Raw genomic sequence first — 18820 nt, 5'->3', positions numbered from 1 at the left:
CATGCGCAAGTCAGAATCTACGCGCGTCGTTGACCATTTCCGAAGGAGAGCGAGACATGCCGTTGAACCGCCGGAAGTTCCTGAAGAGATCCGCCGCGACGGGGGCGGGCGTGGCGCTGTCGGGGGCCGCGGCGGCTCCGGCGGCTCAGGCCGCACCGGCGGCGAAGGGCCCCAAGCGGTACTCGCTGACGGTGATGGGGACCACCGATCTGCACGGGCACGTCTTCAACTGGGACTACTTCAAGGACGCGGAGTACACCGACAAGGCGGGCAACTCCCAGGGCCTGGCCCGGATCTCGACCCTGGTCGAGCAGGTCCGCGCGGAGAAGGGCCGCTGCAACACGCTGCTGCTGGACGCCGGTGACACGATCCAGGGCACCCCGCTGACGTACTACTACGCGAAGGTCGACCCGATCACGGCCAAGCACGGTCCGGTGCACCCGATGGCGCAGGCCATGAACGCGATCGGGTACGACGCGGTGGCGCTCGGGAACCACGAGTTCAACTACGGCATCGAGACGCTGCGGAAGTTCGAGTCGCAGTGCCGCTTCCCGCTGCTCGGCGCGAACGCGCTGGACGCCAGGACGCAGCAGCCGGCCTTCCCTCCGTACTTCATGAAGCAGTTCCATGTGCCGGGCGCGCCGCCGGTGAAGGTCGCGGTCCTCGGTCTGACCAACCCCGGGATCGCGATCTGGGACAAGGCGTATGTGCAGGGCAAGCTGACGTTCCCGGGCCTGGAGGAGCAGGCGGCCAAGTGGGTGCCGAAGCTGAGGTCGATGGGCGCGGACGTGGTCGTCGTGTCGGCGCACTCCGGCACCTCGGGCACGTCGTCGTACGGTGACCAGTTGCCCTATGTGGAGGACGCGGCCGCCAATGTGGCCCGGCAGGTGCCGGGTATCGACGCGATCCTCGTGGGGCACGCGCACCAGGAGATCCCGGAGCTGAAGGTCACCAACGAGCGGACGGGCCGGACGGTCGTGCTGTCGGAGCCGCTGTGCTTCGCCGAGCGGCTGACGCTGTTCGACGTCGCGCTGGTCTTCGAGAAGGGGAAGTGGCAGGTCGAGTCGGTCTCGGCGTCGTTGCGGAACTCCAGCACGGTCGCCGACGACCCGAAGATCACCGGGCTGCTCTCCGACGAGCACGCGAAGGTCGTCGCGTACGTCAACCAGGTCGTCGGCAAGGCGACCGAGACGTTGACGACGGTGGAGGCCCGTTACAAGGACGCGCCGATCATCGACTTGATCACCAAGGTCCAGGAGGACGTGGTCAAGGCGGCGCTCGCGGGTACGGAGTACGCCGCCCTGCCGGTGATCTCGCAGGCGTCGCCGTTCTCGCGCACCTCGGAGATCCCGGCCGGCAATGTGACGATCCGGGATCTTTCGGGCCTGTACGTGTACGACAACACGCTGGTCGCGAAGTTGATGACGGGTGCTCAGGTCCGGGCGTACCTGGAGTACTCGGCGGAGTACTTCGTGCAGACGGCCGCCGGCGTGCCGGTGGACGTGGAGAAGCTGAGCAACGCGAACGGCCGTCCGGATTACAACTACGACTATGTGTCGGGGCTGCAGTACGACATCGACATCGCCCAGGCCGCGGGTTCGCGCATCAAGAACCTGACCTTCGGCGGTGCCGCACTGGACGACGCGCAGCAGTTCGTGTTCGCGGTGAACAACTACCGTGCCAATGGCGGGGGTGCCTTCCCGTACGTGGCCTCGGCGAAGGAGCTGTGGTCGGAGTCGACGGAGATCCGGACCCGGATCGCGGAGTGGGCGACCACGAAGGGTGTTCTGGACCCGAAGGACTTCGCTTCGGCGGACTGGCGGCTCACCCGTGACGGGGTGCCGGTCTTCTGACGCTTCGGCGGTGGCAGCGCGACGGCGCCGGTGGCGGTCTGTGCCCCGGCGCCGTCGGTGTGCGTGCTCCGGTTCGGCTCCCGGCGGTCGCTAGCGTCCGTCGCCCAGCGGGGTGAGGTCCATGGGGCGCCGGGTGGGCGGGATCAGGCCCGGCTGCCGGAGTCCGAAGGTGGTGAAGGCGGTGCGCCGGGGCAGGGGGTAGGGCTCCTTGCCGGTCAGGGAGTTGAGGATGGTGGCGCTGCGCCACGCGGCGAGGCCGAGGTCGGGGGTGCCGACTCCGTGGGTGTGGAGTTCGGCGTTCTGGACGTACACGGAGCCGGTGACGGCGCGGTCGAGGACCAGGCGGAACCGGTCGTCGATGCGGGGGCGTCCGCTGCCGTCGCGGCTGAGGCGGTGTTCCAGTCCGGCGAGGATGCGGCCGAGGGGCCGTTCGCGGTAGCCGGTGGCGAGGACCACGGCGTCGGTGGCGAGCCGCGAGCGGGTGTTCTGCTGGACGTGCTCGAGATGGAGTTCGATCCGGCCGGTGGCGACGCGCCCGGCGGTGCGGACGTGGACGCCGGGTGTGAGGACGGCGTCGGGCCAGCCGCCCTGGAGGGTGCGGCGGTAGAGCTCGTCGTGGATGGCGGCGATGGTGTCGGCGTCGATGCCCTTGTGGAGTTGCCACTGGGCCGAGACGAGACCGTCGCGCACGGGTTCGGCGAGCGCGTGGAAGTAGCGCGTGTAGTCGGGGGTGAAGTGCTCCAGGCCGAGTTTGGAGTACTCCATGGGGGCGAAGGCCTCGGTCCGGGCGAGCCAGTGGATCCGCTCCCGGCCGACGGGGCGGTGGCGCAGGAGGTCGAGGAAGACCTCGGCGCCGGACTGGCCCGCTCCGACGACGGTGATGTGGTCGGCGGCGAGGAAGGCCGTGCGGTGCCGCAGGTACTCCGCGGCGTGGATGACGGGTGTCCCGGGGGCTTCGACGAGGGGCCGCAGGGGTTCGGGCACGTACGGTTCGGTGCCGACGCCGAGGACGATGTTGCGCGTGCGGGTGCGGCCGAGGGCTTCGCCCGCGCCGTCCGTGCCGAGCCGGGTGTAGTCGACCTCGAAGACCTCGTCGGCGGCGTTCCAGCGGACGGCGTCGACCTGGTGGCCGAAGTGCAGTCCGGGGAGGTTGCCGGAGACCCAGCGGCAGTAGGCGTCGTACTCGGCGCGCTGGATGTGGAAGCGTTCGGCGAAGTAGAAGGGGAAGAGCCGGTCGCAGCTCTTGAGGTAGTTGAGGAAGGACCAGGGGCTGGCGGGGTCGGCGAGGGTCACCAGGTCGGCGAGGAAGGGGACCTGGAGGGTGGCACCGTCGATGAGGAGACCGGGGTGCCAGTCGAAGCCGGGGCGCTGCTCGTAGAAGGCGGTGTCGAGTTCGGCGAGCGGGTGGGCGAGGGCGGCGAGGGAGAGGTTGAACGGGCCGATGCCGATGCCGACCAGGTCGCGGGGCGCTGGGGGCTCGTGGGGTGGGGGGGTGGTCATCGGGGCGTGCTTCCTTCCACCAGGTTCAGGAGTGCGGCGAGATCGCCGGGCCGGGTGTGGGGGTTGAGGAGGGTGGCCTTGAGCCAGAGTCGGCCGCCCAGCCGGGCGCGGCCGAGGACGGCACGGCCGTCGTGCAGGAGGGTGCGGCGCACGGCGGCGACGGTGTCGTCGGAGGCGGCCGCGGGCCTGAACAGGACGGTGCTGATGGTGGGCGGGGCGTAGAGCTCGAAGGCGGGGTGTGCCCGGACGAGGTCGGCGAACTCGTGTGCGTGGGCGCAGACCTCGTCGACGAGGGTGCCCAGTCCGCTGCGGCCGAGGCTCTTGAGGGTGACGGCGATCTTGAGGATGTCCGGGCGCCGGGTGGTGCGCAGGGAGCGTCCGAGCAGGTCGGGTAGTCCGGCGTCGGTGTCGTCGTCGGCGTTGAGGTAGTCGGCGCGGTGCCGCAGGGTGTGCAGGTCGCCGGGGTCGCGGACGGCGAGGAGTCCGGCGGCGACGGGCTGCCAGCCGAGTTTGTGCAGGTCGAGGGTGAGGGTGTCGGCCCGCTCGAGGCCGGCGAGCCGGGTGCGGTGGAGGTCGCTGAAGAGCAGTCCGCCTCCGTAGGCGGCGTCGATGTGCAGGCGGGCACCGTGCGCGGCGCAGACGTCGGCGATCTCCGGCAGCGGGTCGATGAGCCCGGCGTCGGTGGTGCCCGCGGTGGCGGCGACGAGCAGGGGCTCGGACCGGCCGGTGAGGTGGGCGTCGAGTGCCTCGGGGTGGAGGATGCCGTCCGGGGCGGGGACGACGACGGGGTCGGGCAGGCCGAGGAGCCAGGTGGCGCGCCTCAGGGAGTGGTGGGCGCCGGCGCCGCAGACGAGCCGGACCCTGCCGTGGATCTCCCGGGCGAGGAGCAGGGCCAGTTGGTTGGACTCGGTGCCGCCGGTGGTGACCAGGGAGTCGGCGGCGCCCGCCTCCTGGGCGAGGGCCCGCGTCACCAGCGCTTCCAGGGCGGAGGCGGCGGGTGCCTGGTCCCAGGAGTCGAGCGAGGGGTTGAGCGCGCTGGCGGCCAGATCGGCGGCGGCGGCGACCGCGAGGGGCGGGCAGTGCAGGTGGGCGGCGCACAGGGGGTCGGCCGGGTCGGCGGCGCCTTCGGCGAGGGCGCGTACGACCGTTCGGACGGCGTCCGGGTCGCCCTTGGCCGGCAGGACGTCGCCGACGGCGTCGCGCAGTCGGGCGGCGACCGCTTCGGGTCCGCCCGCGGGCAGGGGCCCGCCCCGGGCCCGGGCGCCGTCCTCGAGGGCGTCGAGGACGGTACCGAGCAGTGGCCGCAGGGCGTGTGGACCGTCTGGTCCTGAGGCGAGGGGCGGCAGGCTCATGGGACGTCCTCCAGGCGCGGGGGTTGACCAAGCCTGCACACGCGGAGGCTGGTCCGGCCCGAAGAGCACAACGATCCGACCCGAAAGGGGGTACTGCCCCGGCCGGGAAGTGCCGGGGGATGGCATATGCGCCGCGGGCCGGCGTCCGTCCGTGGGACGGGCGCCGGCCCGCGGCACGGCCCGGCTACGCCTCGCGGATGCGCAACGCCCTGGCCAGGTCGTCCAGTTCGTCGGCGATCTTGCGGTTCAGGGCCGGGACGAGGTCCGCCTCGCGCAGGCACTGCTCGCCCCGGCGGAGGGTGTCCGCGTCGACCGCGTAGCGGGGGAAGGCCCAGCGGCCCGCTGCGGTGGCGATGGCCGGTCCGCGGCGGGCAGCGACGGCGGGTGCGTCGGTCCAGTAGCGGTCGACGTACTCCGCGACGAGATCGGCCTGTTCGGGCTGCCAGAAGCCCTGTGCGGTGGCGGTGAACAGGTAGTTGGACAGCTCGTCGGTGGCGAACATCGCCTCCCAGGCTCGCCGCTTGGCGTCGGCGTCGGGCAGGGCGGCGCGGCAGCGGGCCGCGCCCTCCCGGCCGGTGGCGCTGGGGTCGTGGGCGAGTTCCGCGGCGATCGCCGTCTCGTCCACGGCGCCGAGGACGGCGAGGCGGGCGAGGATGCGCCAGCGCAGTTCGGGGTCGAGTTCGGGTCCGCCGGGCACGGTGCCCTCGGCCAGCCAGGCGGCGATGGTGTCGGGGTGGGCGGCGGCGTCGATGAAGTGCCGTACGGCGATCAGGCGCAGCCCGGAGTGGGAGCCGTCCTCGGTGCGGCGGATGAGGTCGCGGCACAGCGCGCTGAGGCTGGCGAGGGCGGCGGGCCGGTCCGGGACGGTGCCCGCCTGCTCGTGCGGGGCCGGCGTGGAGGCGGGCAGGTAGCGGTCGGTGACGTGGCCGGCGGCGAAGGCGAGGACGCCTTCGACGAGGGCCAGGTCGGTTTCGTGGGGCAGGTGGGTGCGGGCGGTCTCCAGGTAGGCGCCGGCGGGCAGGTCCCCGTCGCGTACGGCGTCGCGCAGGGCGTTCCACACGACCGCGCGGGTGAGCGGCTCGGGCAGCCTGGACAGGGCGTCCCGGACGGTCTCGAAGGAATCGGGGTCGAAGCGGACCTTGGCGTAGGTGAGGTCGCCGTCGTTGACCAGGATCAGGGCGGGGCGCTTGCCGAGGGGCTGCGGCGCCGTCTGCGGGATGTCCAGGGCGAGCTGCTCGCGCAGGGTGAGGCCGTCGCCGTCGCCGGCGGTCCGGTCGTACAGGCCGACGGCGATGTGATGCGGCCGGCTGCCGTCGTGGTCGACGGTGAGGGAGCAGGTGCCGTCGTCGCTGCGGGCGAGGCGCGGGGTGAGGGTGTCGACGCCGGTGGTGCGCAGCCAGGCGTCGGCCCAGGCGTGCACGTCGCGATCGGTCGCGTCGGCGAGGGAGTCGATGAAGTCGGCGAGGGTGGCGTTGCCGAAGCGGTGGCGGGCGAAGTGGTTGTTGATGCCCGCGAGGAAGTCCTTCTCGCCGAGCCATGCCACCAGCTGGCGCAGCGCGGAGGCGCCCTTGGCGTAGGAGATGCCGTCGAAGTTGAGGAGCGCGGAGGCGGTGTCGTCGACCGCTTCGGGGGCCACCGGGTGGGTGGAGGGCCGCTGGTCGGCGTCGTAGCCCCAGGCCTTGCGGGTGACGCCGAAGTCGGTCCAGGTGTCGGTGAAGCGGGTGGCTTCGGTGAGGGTCTGGTAGCCCATGTACTCGGCGAAGGACTCGTTCAGCCAGATGTCGTCCCACCAGCGCAGGGTGACGAGGTCGCCGAACCACATGTGGGCCATCTCGTGGGCGACGACCATGGCGCGGGTCTGGCGCTGGGTCTCGGTGACGGCGGAGCGGTAGACGAACTCGTCGCGGAAGGTGACGAGTCCGGGGTTCTCCATGGCACCGGCGTTGAACTCGGGAACGAACGCTTGGTCGTAGGAGTCGAAGGGGTACGGCTCGTCGAACTTCTCGTGGTAGCGGTCGAAACACTGGCGGGTGATCTCGAAGAGTTCGTCCGCGTCGGTGTCGAGGTGGGGGGCGAGGGAGCGGCGGCAGTGGATGCCGAAGGGCAGTCCACGGTGTTCGGTGTGCACGGAGTGCCAGGGCCCGGCGGCGACGGCGACCAGGTAGGTGGAGATCAGCGGCGTCCCGGCGGCGCGCCAGGTGCCGTCGTCCTGCTGGGTGGTGACCCCGTTGGCGAGGACGCTCCAGCCCTCGGGAGCCCTGACGGTGAGGTCGAAGACGGCCTTGAGGTCGGGCTGGTCGAAGGCGGCGAACACCCGCTGGACGTCGTCCATGAACAGCTGGGTGTAGACGTAGGTCTCGCCGTCGGTGGGGTCGGTGAAGCGGTGCATGCCCTCGCCGGTGCGCGAGTAGCGCATGGCGGCGTCGATGCGCAGTTCGTGCTCGCCCGTGGTGAGGCCCGTCAGCGGCAGCCGGTTCTCGGCGAGCGTGTCGGGGTCGAGGGGGTGTCCGTCCAGCGTCGCGGAACGCAGTTCGGCGGGCTTGAGCTCGACGAAGGTGTCCGCGGCCTTCTGGTCGCCGCCCACCGAGAAGCGGATGACGGTACGGGAGTCGAAGGTCTCGTCGCCGCGGGTCAGGTCGAGTGCGATCTCGTAGCGGTGGACGTCGAGGAGCCGGGCACGGGTCTGCGCTTCGTCGCGCGTCAGTACGGACATGGGGGACATGCTGCCCGATGCCGCCGACGGGGCACAGAGGCGGTCCGGTACCCGCGTCATGTCCGCCGCTCGTACCGCTCCTCCGTGCTGCCGGCGTCCGGTTCGCCCGCGGGGTCCTCCCGCTGGCCCGGGAGGCGTGAGCCCGGGTGGGACAGGGCGGTCGCCCGGGGCACGACACGCTCCTCGAGCCGGGCCCGCAGGATGTGCACCTCCTGCTCCAGACTCTGGAAGCGCTGGTGGCTGTCGTAGAGGTAGCGGACCTTGGTCCGCAGGGTCCAGGGGTCGACGGGTTTCATCATGAGGTCGGCGACGCCGAGCCGGAAGGCTGCGGAGGCGAGTTCGGTGTCGGGGCCGAAGCCGGTGAGCAGGATGATCGGGATGTGCTGGGTCTGTGCCACGCGCCGCATGTAGCGCACGACGTCGAGGCCGCTGACCTTGGGCATGCGCACATCGAGAAGGAGCAGTCCGACCCTGCCGCGCAGGACCTCCTTGAGGGCCTCGTCGCCGCTGGTGGCGCGGGCCAGCCGGTAGCCCAGCGGGGCGAGGGTGCTCTCCAGCGCGTAGAGCGTGTCCTCATGGTCGTCGACGATGAGAATCCTGGCATCAGACGGCATGGCCCGACGTCCCCTCGCTTGGACAACCAGCATATGCCCGAACCGTCTTACCCCGCGTACCTTTGACCTGACAAAGAGTCACCCGACCGACCGGCCACGATACGCCCGGTCGGCCCACAAGGGGGGCCATTCAGTACCAAGTGCCCGGTGGGGCACCTGACGTCACTCGCCCGGGGAGTCGGTGGCGTCAGTGGCGTCGGTGGCGTCGTCCGCGATGCGCTCATGGTGGCGGATGACCTCGGCGATGACGAAGTTGAGAAGCTTCTCCGCGAACGCGGGGTCGAGCTTGGCGTTCTCCGCGAGCCTGCGCAGCCGGGCGATCTGGGCGGCCTCGCGGGCCGGGTCGGCGGGCGGCAACTGGTGGGCGGCCTTGAGATGGCCGACCTGCTGGGTGCACTTGAAGCGTTCGGCGAGCATGTACACGACGGCGGCGTCGATGTTGTCGATGCTGTCGCGCAGCCGGACGAGTTCGGCGCGGACGGCCGGGGCGACGTCGGCGGCGGTGTGGCGGGTGTTCATGACCGACCACACTACGGGGCGGGTGCGCGCCGGATCGTTCCCGTCCGGAGTGCGGATCGCCGCGGCGGTGCGGGCTCCGCGTCCGGACGTGTGCGCAGGTGGGCGCCCGCGGCGGGAACCGGCCGCGGGCGCCTTCGTATCCGTCGGGGGCGGGTCGCGAGGGCAGGTTCAGAGGCCGGACGCGGCCCTGGCCACGTCCGCCGCGAACGTCGAGACCTCGGTGTAGACACCGGGGTAGCCGGCCCGTGCGCAGCCTTCGCCCCAGCTGACGATCCCGACCTGGAGGTACGCGCCGGTGTCGTCCTTGCGGAACATGGGTCCGCCGGAGTCGCCCTGGCAGGTGTCGACGCCGCCCTGCGGGAATCCGGCGCAGATCTCCTCTCCGGGCACGAGGTCGCTGCCGTACGCCCGCCCGCAGGTGGTGTCGTCGACGAAGGGGACCGTGGCCTTGAGCAGATAGCGCTGCTGGCCGCCGCCTTCCCTGGCCGCGCCCCAGCCGGCGACGGTGAAGTCACCGCGGTTGTACGCGGTGGTCGTAGCGATCTTGAGGGTGGGCAGGTCGATGGGCTGGGCAAGCTTGATCAGCGCCCAGTCCCTGCCCTTGCCGTTGTAGCCGGGGGCCTGCAGCACCTTGGTCGACCTCACCTTGACCGCGCTGCCGCTCTGCAGGTCGACGACGCCTGCGGTGGCGGTGATGGAGGTGGTGTTTCCCGAGCCGTTCACGCAGTGCGCGGCGGTCAGGACCACGTTCTTGGCGTACAGGGCGCCGCCGCAGCCCATGGAGAGCCGCACCATGAACGGGAACTCTCCCTGGGCGGCACGGGTGCCGCCCACGACGGGCCGGGGAGCCGCCTGCGCGGCCGACGGCTGGAGCGAGAGGGCGGCGAGCGCGACGGTGAGGGCCGCGACGGCTCTCTTGAGGCCGCCTGTCTTCTTCAGGGACTTCAACGTGTTTCCTTCCGTGGGGGGTTGGCCGCAGGACGGCAGCACACCTGTTCGTGGCATGCTCCCGTCAAGAACCTCACGCCATGGTCGGAGAGCCCGGCAGGCGGGACAAGAACCGGTTTCCGGCCACCGTGCGGCGCGGCACGGACACCGCCGGCGCGCACACGCCCACCACCGGGAGGGGGCACGCCTACAGTGGAGTCAGTGCTGGCGCCTTCAGGGGGTACGGACGTGGCGAACGGCGGCCCGGTCGAGCACGGATTTCCGCATCTGGACACGGTGCGGACGGCGATCACCGCGCTGTACAAGCGGCTCTCGTACGACACCGTCCGCACCTTCGCGGCCAGCGTGCCCCCCGCCGACGTGGCGTTCTCCGACCAGGACGACCTGCATCTGGGCGCTCAGCGCGTGGCACACGAACTGGTGCGGCACTACGGACTGCCGGACGCACGCATGATCATCAGCTTCCGCGAGATGACCCATGCCGCGAACGTGGAACTCGCCGCGGGACCGGAGTACTTCATCGAACTGAACGACCGGTTCCGCACCCACCGCCGGGACATCGGCGCGGCCCTCGCGCACGAGGTGATGCACGTCTTTCTGCACCGCCTCGATCTGGCCCTCCACGGCACACGCGACAACGAGATCCTCACCGACACCGCGGCGACCTATCTGGGTGCGGGCTGGCTGCTCCTCGACGCCTACCGGGAGGACGCGGCCTCGTCGCAGAAGCTCGGCTATCTGACCCCGGAGGAGTTCGGCTACGTCCTCGCCAAGCGGGCGCTGCTGTTCGGGGAGGACCCGGCGATCTGGTTCACCAGCCCGCAGGCGTACACGGCGTACACCAAGGGCCTGGCCCAGGCCCGCCGCGACGAGCAGCAACCGCCGCTCACGGCGGCAGGCTGGACGGGCCGCCGCCGCTACGCCAAGGACCGCCGCTACGCCCAGGACCACAACGACCCCGAGGCGCATCCGGGCGCGCCGTACTCCTTCAGTCCGGCCGGCCGGGGCGCGCTGAGCGTCTCCTTCCCCTGCCCGACCTGCCACCAGCGGATCAGGGTGCCCGTGCAGGGGCGGGTGCGGGCACGGTGCGGGCTGTGCCGGACGGTGCTGGAGTGCGACACCTGAGACGCGGCGACCGCCCGTCGGCATCCGGAAGACGGCTTCGAGGTGGCGCAGAACACCTCAAATGTCTTTGCCCGGGGCGCTGTGGACAAGCGAGGTTCGACACATGGACACGCACGAGCCGCCGGAGCTGATCACGGCGGTGCACGAAGGAGACGAGGACACGGTCGTACGGCTGCTGCGTTCGGGCGCGAGCCCGGAGTCGGCGGACGCGGAGGGCCAGACGGCCCTGTACCTGGCGTCGGTGGGCGACGCACCGGGCATCGTACGGCTGCTGCTGGCGGCCGGCGCCGACCCCGACCGCCTCAGCGCGGACGCCGACGCACCGCTGTGCGGCGCCGCCTGCGGGGGACACGCCGAGGTGGTGCAGGCGCTGCTGGCAGCCGGGGCGACGGCGGATCTGGAGGAGGAGTACGGGTTCCGGGCGCTGACGTGGGCGGTGCAACTGGGGCACGCCGAGATCGTCCGGGCGCTGCTCGCCGCGGGCGCGGATCCCGACCTGCCCGGTCCCGGGGGCCGGCCGCCGCTGGTGGCGGCCGCCCGGCGCGGCTCCCCCGGCTGCGTGCAGGCCCTGCTGGCCCACGGGGCGCGGGCCCGGCGGGAGGCACTCGCCGAGGCGCGGCGCTGGTTGCGGCTCGACGTCGCGGCGGAGCTCCGTGCGGGCCTCGAGACGACATACGGACCGGGCCACGCATACGACACGCGCCGCTTCGAACAGGAGCCCGGCACGGTGACGGTCGAGGTCACGCTCCTGCGCGACGGGCGGCCCGTCGCGGGGAACGACCAGCAGACCGGACACGCCGTCATAGTGGGCCTCCTGGCGGGCGGGGCCGGCACGCCCGAGGGATGACGGGCAGCACCTCGCCGCGGGACCGGCCGCGCAACCCTGCGGCACACCGGTGCGTCCACGAGGGGTGCCGTCAGGAACGGGGCGCGCGCGAGCGCCGTCCCGCCCCGTACACGGCCGTCGGCACCTCGGCGTCCTTCAGCAGTTCCCGTGCCGTCTCCCCCGCCTCCGCCGGGGTCCGGCGCACACCTCCGTCGGCGCTCGGACCCCTCCGCCATCCCTCCATGACGGTGATCCGCCCGCCGTCGACCTCGAAGACCCGGCCGGTGACCCCGGCACTCGCGGCGCAGCCGAGCCAGACGACCAGGGGCGACACGCTCTCGGGGGCCATCGCGTCGAAGCCCGTGCCGGGCGCGGCCATCGTGCGGGCGAACGTGCGCTCGGTCATCCGGGTGCGCGCGGCGGGTGCGATGGCGTTGACCTGCACGCCGTACGGCCCGAGTTCCTCCGCCGCGACCAGCGTCAGAGCGAGGACACCCGCCTTGGCCGCGCTGTAGTTCCCCTGTCCGACCGCACCCAGCAGCCCGGCACCGCTGCTGGTGTTGACGACACGGGCGCACGGGGTGCGCCCGGCCCTGGCCTCGGCCCGCCAGTGCGCCGCCGCATGTCTCAACGGCAGGAAGTGGCCCTTGAGATGGACCCGCACGACCGTGTCCCAGTCGTCCTCGCCGAGGTTGACCAGCATCCGGTCGCGCAGGAACCCGGCGTTGTTGACGAGGGCGTCCAGCCGCCCGTAGGTCTCCAGCGCCGTCGTCACCAGCGACGCGGCGCCCTCCTCCGTCGCGATGTCGCCGTGGTGCGCGACGGCCTCGCCGCCCGCCGCACGGATCTCGTCGACCACCCGCCCGGCCGGACTGCCGGCACCGGGCGCGCCGTCGAGTCCGACCCCCAGGTCGTTGACGACGACCTTCGCGCCCTCGGCGGCGAACGCGAGGGCATGGGCACGGCCGAGACCCCGGCCCGCACCGGTGACGATCACTGCTCGGCCGTCGGCGATACCCCGCACGTCGTCTCCCCTCGCCCGCGTGTTCCGTTTGCGCCGTTCCTGTCGAGGGATCGACTTGTCGGCAAGTCATCGCTGTCCGGTGAGCGCCGGGCCGGTGGCCCCTGTGCCGATGTTCCCGATGCGCCGGGCCTGTTCACGGTCGCCGCGTCCAGGAACGCCGGCCGCTCCCCTCCCCCGTGGACGAGAAGGCTCGCGCCGGTGATGTACGCGGCGGCGTCCGAGGCCAGGAAGACGGCGGCCCGGCCCACGTCGGACGGCTCGGCGAGCCGCCCCAGCGGGACGGTACGCGCGACGGCTGCGACACCGTCGTCCCCGCCGTAGTGGAGGGACGCGGACTCGGTGCGGACCAGCCCGGCGACGAGCGTGTTGACACGGACCTCCGGCGCCCACTCCACCGCCATGGACCGGGCCAGACTCTCCAGCCCCGCCTTGGCCGCCCCGTATGCGGCGGTGCCCGGCGAGGGCCGGCCGCCGCTGACGCTGCCGATCATCACCACGGCTCCCCGGGTGCGCCTGAGGTGCTCGTACGCGGCGAGCGAGACGGTCAGCGGAGCGACGAGATTGAGCTCGAGGACACGGGCGTGCCGCTCGGGACCCGCGTCGGCCAGAAGCCGGTACGGGGCGCCGCCCGCGTTGTTGACCAGGACGTCGACGCGGGGCAGCCCGTCGAAGAAGTCCCGGACGGCCGCCGGGTCGCATACGTCGAGCGGCGCGAACTCGGCCCCTTCGAGCGGGGTTTCGGACGGCCTGCGGGCGCACACCACGACGGCGGCACCGGCGTCGAGGAACGCCCGGGCGATACCGGCCCCGACGCCCCGGGTGCCGCCCGTGACGACGGCGGTCCTGCCGTGCAGGCTCCCGGCGGTCCGCTCGGGCGAGTTGTCCACAGGGCCTCCCGTCGGATTGCGCGGACTGCTAGCTTCGAAACACCTAACAAACGTTTGGTGGAAAGGTAGCTGATGAGCCCATGGGTGTCTCCACCTCTCGCCCGGAAAAAGAAGTAGCGGTCGTCACGGCCGACTTCCCACCGGTGAACGCGCTGCCGGTGACCGGCTGGTTCGACCTGGCCCACGCCGTGCGGTCGGCGGGCCGGGACCCGGAGATCCACTGCGTCGTCCTGGCCGCGGAGGGCCGCGGGTTCAACGCGGGTGTGGACATCAAGGAGATACAGGCCGAGGGCGGCCGTGCGCTGATCGGTGCCAACCGCGGGTGCTTCGAGGCGTTCGCCGCGGTCTACGACTGCGAGGTCCCGGTCGTGGCGGCGGTCCAGGGCTTCTGCCTGGGCGGCGGCATAGGGCTCGTGGGCAGTGCGGACACCGTCGTGGCGAGCGAGGACGCCGTCTTCGGGCTGCCGGAGCTGGACCGCGGTGCGCTCGGCGCGGCGACGCATCTGGCGCGCCTGGTCCCCCCGCATCTGATGCGCGCGCTGTACTTCACCTCGCGGACGGCGACCGCGGCCGAGCTGCACGCGCACGGCTCGGTGTGGCGGGTGGTGCCCAGGGAGGCGCTGCGCGCGGCCGCCCTGGAGCTGGCCCGGGAGATCGCCGCCAAGGACGGCGGGCTGCTCCGCCTCGCCAAGGCGGCCATCAACGGCATCGACCCGGTCGACGTGCGCCGCAGCTACCGCTTCGAGCAGGGCTTCACCTTCGAGGCGCAGCTCGGCGGCACGGCCGCCCGTGTCCGGGACACCTTCGGGAAGGAGGACGCATGAGGGACAAGACGATGACCGCCGACGAGGTGGTCTGCCGGCTGGAGAGCGGCATGACCCTCGGCATCGGCGGCTGGGGCTCGCGCCGCAAACCGATGGCCCTCGTGCGGGCGCTGCTGCGCTCCCCCGTCACCGACCTCACGGTCGTCTCGTACGGCGGCCCGGATGTGGGCATGCTGGCCGCGGCGGGCCGCATCCGCACTCTGGTCGCCGCGTTCGTCACCCTCGACACGATCCCGCTGGAACCGCACTACCGCGCCGCCCGGGAGAACGGCGCGCTGGAGCTGCTGGAGGTCGACGAGGCGATGTTCATGTGGGGTCTGCACGCCGCGGCGAACAGGCTGCCGTTCGTGCCGGTGCGGGCGGGCGTCGGTTCGGACGTGATGAGGGCCGCCCCGAGGCTGCGGACGGTCACTTCCCCGTACGCGGACGGATGGCCGTCGACCGGCCGGGGCGCGGGCGCCGGCCCGGCCCCGCGGGAGGAGTTCGTCGCCATGCCCGCGCTGCGGATGGACGCCGCCCTGGTCCACGTCAACCGCGCGGACCGGCAGGGCAACGGCCAGTACCTGGGCCCCGACCCCTACTTCGACGACCTGTTCTGCCAGGCGGCCGACACCGCGTACGTCTCGTGCGAGCGGATCGTCGACACCGCGGAACTGACCAAGGACGCTGTTCCGCAGACCCTGTTGATCGCACGTCACACCGTCACCGGCGTGGTGGAGGCCCCGAACGGCGCGCACTTCACCTCCTGCGCGCCCGACCACGATCGGGACGAGGCCCTGCAGAGGCACTACGCGACCACGGAGTGGCCCCTGTTCGCCGAGCGCTTCCTCTGCGGTGACGAGCACGCCTATCAGGCGGCCGTCCGTACCTGGCACAAGGAGGGGTCATGAAGGCGACGACACGCGCCGAGTACTGCGTGATCGCGTGCGCCGAGGCCTGGCGCGACGCCGGGGAGATCCTCGCGAGCCCGATGGGCACGATTCCGTCGCTGGGGGCGCGGCTCGCCCGGCACACGTTCGCACCGGACCTGCTGCTCACCGACGGCGAGGCACTGCTCGTGGCTCTCGACGGCACGGTGGAGGGCTGGCTGCCCCATCGGCAGCATCTCGCACTCGTCACAGGCGGCCGGAGGCACGTGATGATGGGTGCGAGCCAGATCGACCGCTTCGGGAACCAGAACATCGCCTGCATCGGCGACTGGGCGCGGCCCCGCCGGCAGTTGCTCGGGGTGCGGGGGGCGCCGGTCAACACGCTCAACCATCCGACCAGTTACTGGATACCGCGCCACTCGCGGCGGGTGTTCGTCGAGCGGGTCGACATGGTGTGCGGGGTCGGGTACGACCGCGCCGCCCGGCACTCGGCCACCGCCCGCTTCCACCGCATCCCGCGTGTGGTCTCCGACCTGGGCGTCTTCGACTTCGCGACCCCTGACCACTCGATGCGGCTGGTCTCGCTGCACCCGGGAGCGACGGTCGGGCAGGTGCGGGAGTCGACGGGCTTCGAGCTGACCGTCCCCGGCGAGGTGCCCCCGACCCGCGAACCGACCGCCGAGGAACTGCGGTTGATCCGTGAGGTGATCGACCCGCGGGCACTGCGGGAGCGTGAGATTCCCGCCCGGACCGGAGAGGCTCCCGGCCGGGCGAGCACGGTTCATGGTCGAACCGGGGAGAATCCCGGCCGGGCAGCCGGCGTCACCGATCGGGCGAGCAGGGCTCCGGATCCGGCGGGCGGGGACGGGGACCACTGATGGACACGGCGCTCACCCGGCTCGTCGGGGTCCGGCACCCCGTCGTCCAGACCGGTATGGGCTGGGTGGCCGGCCCGCGACTTGTCTCCGCCGCGGCGAACGCGGGCGCGCTGGGGATCCTGGCCTCCGCGACGATGACGCTCGATCAGCTGCGGGGTGCCATACGGGAGGTCGCCTCGCGCACGGACGCCCCGTTCGGGGTGAATCTGCGGGCGGACGCCGTGGACGCGGGCGCCCGGGTGCGGATGATCGTCGAGGAGGGCGTACGGGTCGCCTCCTTCGCGCTCGCCCCCGCACCCGGGCTGATCGCCGAGCTGAAGGCGGCCGGTGTGATGGTGATCCCGTCCGTGGGCGCCCGCAGACATGCGGAGAAGGTGGCCGCCTGGGGTGCGGACGCCGTGATCGTGCAGGGCGGCGAGGGCGGCGGGCACACGGGCGAGGTCGCGACGTCCGTGTTGCTGCCGCAGGTGGTGGACGCGGTGGACATCCCGGTGGTGGCGGCGGGCGGCTTCCACGACGGCAGGGGCCTGGTCGCGGCGCTGGCGTACGGGGCGGCGGGCATCGCGATGGGCACGCGGTTCCTGCTGACCTCGGACTCGACGGTGCCGGACGCGGTGAAGGCGCGGTATCTGGCGGCGACGGTGCAGGACGTCACGGTCACATCGGCGGTGGACGGTCTGCCGCACCGCATGCTGCGGACGGAACTGGTGGACAGTCTGGAACGCGCCGGACGGGCCGGGGCGCTGCTGCGGGCGCTCCGGCGGGCGGCGGCGTTCCGCAGGCTGTCCGGCCTCGGCCGGCGTCAGCTGGTGCGAGACGGTCTCGCCCTGAAGCACACCAGGGATCTGTCGTGGAGTCAGGTACTGCTCGCCGCCAACACCCCGATGCTGCTCAGGGCCGCGATGGTGGAGGGCCGTACGGACCTCGGGGTGATGGCCGCGGGGCAGGTCGCCGGGGTGATCGACGACCTGCCCTCGTGCGAGCGGCTGGTGGACCGGATCATGGCGGAGGCGGAGGAGGTGCTGACGGCCCTGGACGGACTCAGAGCCGCTCGATGATCGTCACGTTCGCCTGGCCGCCGCCCTCGCACATCGTCTGCAGGCCGAACCTTCCTCCGGTGCGCTCCAGTTCGTGCAGCAGTGTTGTCATCAGCCTGGCGCCCGTCGCGCCCAGCGGATGGCCGAGGGCGATGGCACCGTCGTTGACGTTGACCCGTGCCGGGTCGGCGCCGGTCTCCTCGATCCAGGCGAGGACCACCGGCGCGAACGCCTCGTTGATCTCGACCAGGTCGATGTCGTCGATGGTGAGCCCGGTCTTCTTCAGGGCGTGCGCGGTCGCCGGGATCGGGGCCGACAGCATGCGGATCGGGTCCTCGCCGCGTACCGAGAGGTGGTGGATCCGGGCGCGCGGGGTCAGCCCGTGCAGACGGGCCGCACGCTCCGAGGCCAGCAGCAGGGCCGCGGCACCGTCGGACACCTGGGAGGAGCAGGCGGCGGTGATGGTGCCGCCCTCGACGACGGGTTTCAGTGCGGCCATCTTCTCCAGCGAGGTGTCCCTGCGCGGGCCCTCGTCGACGGCGACGCTCCCGTAGGCCACGATCTCCCGGTCGAAACGGCCCTGGTCGATCGCGCGCAGGGCCCGCTGGTGCGAGCGCAGGGCGAACTCCTCCTGGTCGCGGCGGCTGACGGCCCACTGCGATGCGATCGTCTCGGCGCCGTGGAACTGGTTGACGGGCAGGTCGCCGTAGCGGGACCGCCATCCCTCGCTACCGGCGAACGGCCCCTGCGTGAGCCCCAGCGGCTCCGCGGCCTGGCGGGAGGCGAAGGCGATGGGTATCTGCGACATGTTCTGGACGCCGCCCGCGACGACCAGGTCCTGTGTGCCGGACAGCACGGCCTGGGCCGCGAAGTGCACGGCCTGCTGCGAGGAACCGCACTGCCGGTCGACCGTCACGCCCGGCACCTCCTCGGGCAGCCCCGCCGCCAGCCAGGAGGTGCGGGCGATGTCGCCGGCCTGTGGCCCGATCGCGTCCAGACAGCCGAAGACGACGTCCTCCACGGCGGCCGGATCCACCCCCGCGCGCGCCACCAGCGCCTTCAGCACATGCGCGCCCAGGTCGGCCGGATGGGCCCCGCTCAACCCGCCCCGGCGCCGCCCGACGGGCGTGCGGACCGCTTCGACGATGTAGGCCTCGGCCATGTCGACTCCCTCGCGATGGACGGTGGTGCACATACGGCTACTGACGAACGGCGATCCCTTCGAGCACCATCGACAGGTACTGCCGGGCGATCTCCTCGGGGCTGTGGTGGCCGCCGGGGCGGTACCAGGACGCGGCGACCCACACCGTGTCGCGCACGAACCGGTAGGTCAGCCGGACGTCGAGGTCGCTGCGGAAGGTCCGGGCGGCGACCCCCCGCTCCAGCGTCGACAGCCATGCCTTCTCGAACTTGCGCTGCGACTCCGCGAGGAACGTGAACCGTTCCTGCGCCACGAGTTGCCCGGACTCCTTCTGGTAGATCGCGACGGCCGCGCGGTGCCGGTCGATCTCCCGGAAGGACTCGGTCACCAGCGCTTCCAGGGTTGCGCGCGGACCGAGTCCGGCGGCGAGGACGCTGTCGTAGCCGTCCCAGAGCTCGTCCAGGAACGTGCGCAGGATCTCCTCCAGCATCGACTCCTTGGAGTCGAAGTGGTAGTAGAGGCTCCCCGCGAGCATCCCGGCATGGTCCGCGATCTTGCGTACGGTGGTGGCGTTGTAGCCCTGCTCGGCGAAGACCTCGGCGGCGGTGTCGAGGAGTTCGCGGCGGCGGGCGGGCGCGGCGGTCACCTGAGGCTTCTTCTTGGTCGGCACGCACCCATTGTGATCCCGGCGGCAGGCGGGCTCCGCACCG

General features: G+C 72.2%; 16 protein-coding genes and 1 pseudogene. 7 read left to right on the top strand and 10 right to left on the bottom strand.

Annotation, left to right across the window (positions count from 1 at the left end; genetic code table 11):
* Positions 1-56: 56 nt before the first annotated feature.
* Positions 57-1853 (top strand): bifunctional metallophosphatase/5'-nucleotidase, encoded by a 1797-nt coding sequence (locus tag ACSHXN_RS30065; protein WP_356108168.1) that lies wholly within the window; start codon positions 57-59, stop codon positions 1851-1853.
* A 90-nt stretch (positions 1854-1943) separates the two neighbouring features.
* Here ACSHXN_RS30065 and ACSHXN_RS30060 read toward each other — a convergent pair whose 3' ends face one another.
* The 6 genes from ACSHXN_RS30060 to ACSHXN_RS30035 form a co-directional block, all read right to left on the bottom strand.
* Positions 1944-3353 (bottom strand): lysine N(6)-hydroxylase/L-ornithine N(5)-oxygenase family protein, encoded by a 1410-nt coding sequence (locus ACSHXN_RS30060; protein ID WP_355133053.1) that lies wholly within the window; start codon positions 3351-3353, stop codon positions 1944-1946.
* Entirely contained in the window at positions 3350-4705 is a 1356-nt protein-coding gene (locus ACSHXN_RS30055) for a pyridoxal phosphate-dependent decarboxylase family protein (RefSeq protein WP_355133055.1), read from the bottom strand. The genes ACSHXN_RS30060 and ACSHXN_RS30055 overlap by 4 nt, the downstream gene beginning before the upstream one ends.
* A 184-nt stretch (positions 4706-4889) precedes the next feature.
* Complete coding sequence (gene pepN, locus ACSHXN_RS30050) at positions 4890-7427, bottom strand: aminopeptidase N (RefSeq protein ID WP_356291886.1); 2538 nt, start codon at positions 7425-7427, stop codon at positions 4890-4892.
* A gap of 47 nt (positions 7428-7474) precedes the next feature.
* On the bottom strand, positions 7475-8032 hold the full coding sequence (locus ACSHXN_RS30045) for a response regulator (protein WP_356291884.1): 558 nt from the start codon (positions 8030-8032) through the stop codon (positions 7475-7477).
* Positions 8033-8194: 162 nt separating this feature from the next.
* Positions 8195-8551, bottom strand: coding sequence for a chorismate mutase (locus tag ACSHXN_RS30040; protein ID WP_355133061.1), 357 nt, complete (start codon positions 8549-8551; stop codon positions 8195-8197).
* Between the two features lie 168 nt (positions 8552-8719).
* The gene (locus tag ACSHXN_RS30035) at positions 8720-9499 is read right to left on the bottom strand and encodes a S1 family peptidase (RefSeq protein WP_355133063.1); all 780 of its coding nucleotides are present in this window, start codon (positions 9497-9499) and stop codon (positions 8720-8722) included.
* Between the two features lie 228 nt (positions 9500-9727).
* On the opposite strand from ACSHXN_RS30035, the gene ACSHXN_RS30030 reads away from it, so the two are divergent.
* Together ACSHXN_RS30030 and ACSHXN_RS30025 are read left to right on the top strand one after the other, a co-directional pair.
* Positions 9728-10624: a hypothetical protein gene (locus tag ACSHXN_RS30030; protein WP_438306512.1), complete on the top strand. Its 897-nt coding sequence runs from the start codon at positions 9728-9730 to the stop codon at positions 10622-10624.
* Positions 10625-10727: 103 nt separating this feature from the next.
* Complete coding sequence (locus ACSHXN_RS30025) at positions 10728-11471, top strand: ankyrin repeat domain-containing protein (protein ID WP_438304329.1); 744 nt, start codon at positions 10728-10730, stop codon at positions 11469-11471.
* A 70-nt stretch (positions 11472-11541) separates the two neighbouring features.
* Here ACSHXN_RS30025 and ACSHXN_RS30020 read toward each other — a convergent pair whose 3' ends face one another.
* Both ACSHXN_RS30020 and ACSHXN_RS30015 read right to left on the bottom strand, forming a co-directional pair.
* Entirely contained in the window at positions 11542-12474 is a 933-nt protein-coding gene (locus tag ACSHXN_RS30020; protein ID WP_438304327.1) for an SDR family oxidoreductase, read from the bottom strand.
* Complete coding sequence (locus ACSHXN_RS30015) at positions 12444-13328, bottom strand: SDR family oxidoreductase (protein ID WP_438306511.1); 885 nt, start codon at positions 13326-13328, stop codon at positions 12444-12446. Before ACSHXN_RS30015 ends, ACSHXN_RS30020 begins: the two co-directional genes overlap by 31 nt.
* Positions 13329-13441: 113 nt before the next feature.
* Here ACSHXN_RS30015 and ACSHXN_RS30010 point away from each other — a divergent pair, with 113 nt between their 5' ends.
* The 4 genes and pseudogenes from ACSHXN_RS30010 to ACSHXN_RS29995 all read left to right on the top strand — a co-directional run bounded on the left by ACSHXN_RS30010 (position 13442) and on the right by ACSHXN_RS29995 (position 16990).
* Positions 13442-14185, top strand: a complete 744-nt coding sequence (locus ACSHXN_RS30010; RefSeq protein WP_438304325.1) for an enoyl-CoA hydratase family protein — start codon at positions 13442-13444, stop codon at positions 14183-14185.
* On the top strand, positions 14182-15075 hold the full coding sequence (locus tag ACSHXN_RS30005) for a CoA transferase subunit A (protein ID WP_355133071.1): 894 nt from the start codon (positions 14182-14184) through the stop codon (positions 15073-15075). The genes ACSHXN_RS30010 and ACSHXN_RS30005 overlap by 4 nt, the downstream gene beginning before the upstream one ends.
* Positions 15072-15794: pseudogene (locus ACSHXN_RS30000) on the top strand (CoA-transferase subunit beta); the annotation flags it as partial. The gene ACSHXN_RS30005 and the pseudogene ACSHXN_RS30000, both read left to right, overlap by 4 nt.
* Positions 15795-15931: 137 nt before the next feature.
* A complete protein-coding gene (locus ACSHXN_RS29995; protein WP_438304322.1) occupies positions 15932-16990 on the top strand; it encodes an NAD(P)H-dependent flavin oxidoreductase in 1059 nt (352 codons plus the stop codon).
* On the opposite strand, the gene ACSHXN_RS29990 is transcribed toward ACSHXN_RS29995, so the two are convergent.
* Positions 16974-18131 carry an acetyl-CoA C-acetyltransferase gene (locus tag ACSHXN_RS29990; protein WP_438304320.1) on the bottom strand — a complete coding sequence of 386 codons (1158 nt, stop codon included), beginning with the start codon at positions 18129-18131 and terminating at the stop codon, positions 16974-16976. The two genes, ACSHXN_RS29995 and ACSHXN_RS29990, sit on opposite strands and share 17 nt — an antisense overlap.
* A gap of 37 nt (positions 18132-18168) precedes the next feature.
* A complete protein-coding gene (locus ACSHXN_RS29985; RefSeq protein WP_438304318.1) occupies positions 18169-18780 on the bottom strand; it encodes a TetR/AcrR family transcriptional regulator in 612 nt (203 codons plus the stop codon).
* Positions 18781-18820 lie beyond the last annotated feature (40 nt).

The organism is Streptomyces sp. HUAS TT11, assembly GCF_051553595.1.
Classification (GTDB): domain Bacteria; phylum Actinomycetota; class Actinomycetes; order Streptomycetales; family Streptomycetaceae; genus Streptomyces.
Note: the sequence above shows the minus strand (reverse complement) of the source record. Positions and strands in the feature narration are given on the sequence as shown.